1 tRNA gene and 1 pseudogene are annotated in these 2563 nt (G+C 69.7%); both read left to right on the top strand.

Going from position 1 to position 2563, the window contains the following annotated elements:
- Nucleotides 1-266 precede the first annotated feature (266 nt).
- Nucleotides 267-337: transfer RNA gene (locus CCN33_RS27350), tRNA-Gly, on the top strand.
- Between the two features lie 149 nt (nucleotides 338-486).
- Nucleotides 487-2563, top strand: a pseudogene (locus CCN33_RS27345) (FG-GAP-like repeat-containing protein); the annotation flags it as partial.

Raw genomic sequence — 2563 nt, 5'->3', positions numbered from 1 at the left:
GGGCCCAGCCGCTCGGCCTGCTGCATCGGGAACGAAGCGGCGCTGAAGACGTGCCCGTCCGCGCAACGGACGACGGTGCGTTCCATCAAGTCCCTCAAGTCCCTTCCCCAGGAGCCGCGTCGGGCTCACTCCCCCGACGCCGAACGCCACATTACGGGACCAACCGGAACCTGACCCAGGCGGCACTCCCGCCCGGACCCACCCATGAGGTACAGTGAGCGAGCGTTCGGACGCCGACTGCACCCCAGTCGATATGTCCGTATTGCGCGGGTGTAGTTTAATGGTAGAACATCAGCTTCCCAAGCTGAGAGCGCGAGTTCGATTCTCGTCACCCGCTCTTCGAGAAAGGGCCCAGGTCACCGACCTGGGTCTTTTTTTGATGTAGTCCGATGATCTCCCCTGCTACTGTCGCCCTGCTCGCGCGCGGAAGAGTGGCGAATCTCTGAGCGCCCCCCTCGCGTCGAGTGCCCTGGGGAGGGACTCTTCGTGTTTCGTCCGCTGGACAAGCGGGCCGGGCGCCGTCGGCGCGCGCTCGGTCGTATCGCTCTCACCGTCACGCTGTCCGTGACCGCCGGAATCGGTGTCGCCGCGGGGACGGCCGTCGCCGACGGGCCCGGCGATGCCGTCGTCGTGACGCCGGGCGCGCGTTTCGTGCCCCGCGCCACCATCGTGCTCAACGCCGGTGAGACCGGCTTCCTCACCGCTCAGGAGGGCGACGACCGCCTTCGCTGGATCGACTACGCCACCGGCGCGACGACCATCCTCGACCAGCGACTGCCCAAGCCGCTCGAGTACGACGTGGACGCCTACCGTTTCAAGCAGTACCCGGAGGACTTCGGCCACGGCTCGGACACGGTCGCCCTCTACTCCGCCTCCCCCTCCCCGCATGTGACGCTCCAGCAGCGGGCCGGCGGCGGAACGACCGTCACGGTGCCGGTCCCCTCGGGCCAGACGTACGTGGGAACGTACGGGGACACCGTCATCACCCGGACCGGCGCCGAGAACGCCGTCACCGACCTGCACCTCCTGCGCATGGCGGACGGCGAGGTGCGGGACCAGCGGCTGGAGGGGCTGCCGGAGGGGTGGAACCTCACCATCAGTGAAGGCGACGCCCGGTCCGTCGCGGTGCGCGGCATCAAGTGGGAGGACACCACCATGTCCCAGGGGTGGTGGGTCGTCGACCTCGCCACCGGGAGTGTCAAAGCGCTGTCCACACGGGGCGAGAGCGTCTCCTTCGACCGGGACACCGTCTTCCAGTCCGGCGCCCCCTCCAACGACGCCGCCCTGGTGTACCGCCGTGACGACCTGGACGCCGAACCCACCACCGTCGACCTGAGAGACGTGGCCGGATACGCGGACGTCGTCCGCCGTCTCGGCGACCGCTTCGTCACCGTGACACCGCCCAACCCCGGCGACAACGAGTACCGGGGCAACCAGCTCGTCCTGCGCGACACGGCGGGGGACACTCAGTTCCTGCTGGATGTCGCCTCCCCCGCCATCAGTCGCACGCCCGACGGCTCGCTCCTGGTGGCCGGAGCGGAGAAGAGGACCGACTTCGGCGCCCTCGACTGGGGGTACTACCTCTTCACCCCCGCCGCCGACGGCACCGTCATCCGCAAGCGCCTGGCGGACATCGAGGACCGGGAGGCCAAGCCGGCCGGCATCTCCTTGGGCAGCGGCATCCTCACCACGGCCGACGACTCGCAGTACTACAGCCCCGGTACCTACATCGGCGGTTACCGCAGCACCTGGCTGAAGACCTCGGGCCGTCCCGAGGAGCTGAGGTCGACCACCGACGGCCTCGTGTCCGGCAGGGACGACGACTCGTGCAGCCCCACCTACGGCACCACGTGCGTGACCATGTTCGCCAGTGGCGACGGGTACCACGGCCGCAAGGCGGCGACCGAGCAGGGCGTCACCATGCTCTACCGCAACGGAGCGGCCGCGTGGGGCCCGCAGGTGAACTCCGGGGTCCAGAGCCCGCAACTCGTGGATCTCTCCGGCCGCTTCGGCATCGTGAACCAGGCGTCCGGCGGCACTCAGGCGGTCCTGGACTTCGACAACGCCGGCAGCGTGCTCACGAAGCGCGAGCCGACCGCCGCCGCCGTGTGGGGCAACTCCCTGTGGAGCGCGCTCGGCAAGTGGAACGACACCTCCTCGGGCGTCCCGACGAAGGTGGCGTCCACGAACCTGTCGACGGGCGCCGCCGGTGAGTCCTTCGACGCGGGGTGCGTCCCCAGCGACCTCCAGGCGGTGGGCCGCTGGGTGTACTGGCGGTGCAGCGACTACTGGGGTGACTTCAGGGGGGCGGGCGTCTACGACCGGCAGGCCAAGCGTTCCCTGAGACTGGGCGGCGACGAGACGCTGCTCGGTGACGGCTACCTGGTGCACCGCTCCGACGCGGCCGGCCTCACCCTCGTCGACCTGCACAACGGGCTTCCGGTGAGCGCGAAGGAGGCGGATGTGCCCCAGCGGGTGATCGTCACCGCCGCCCAGCTCGGCGACCGGACCGGACGCCGGTCCGGATGGACCGTGGACCGCTTCGGCGGCCATGTCGCCTACA

The organism is Streptomyces recifensis, from assembly GCF_002154615.1.
Taxonomy (GTDB): Bacteria; Actinomycetota; Actinomycetes; order Streptomycetales; family Streptomycetaceae; genus Streptomyces; species Streptomyces griseoluteus.
The sequence above is the reverse complement of the archived record's forward strand: the minus strand, read 5'-3'. Positions and strand labels throughout refer to the sequence as shown.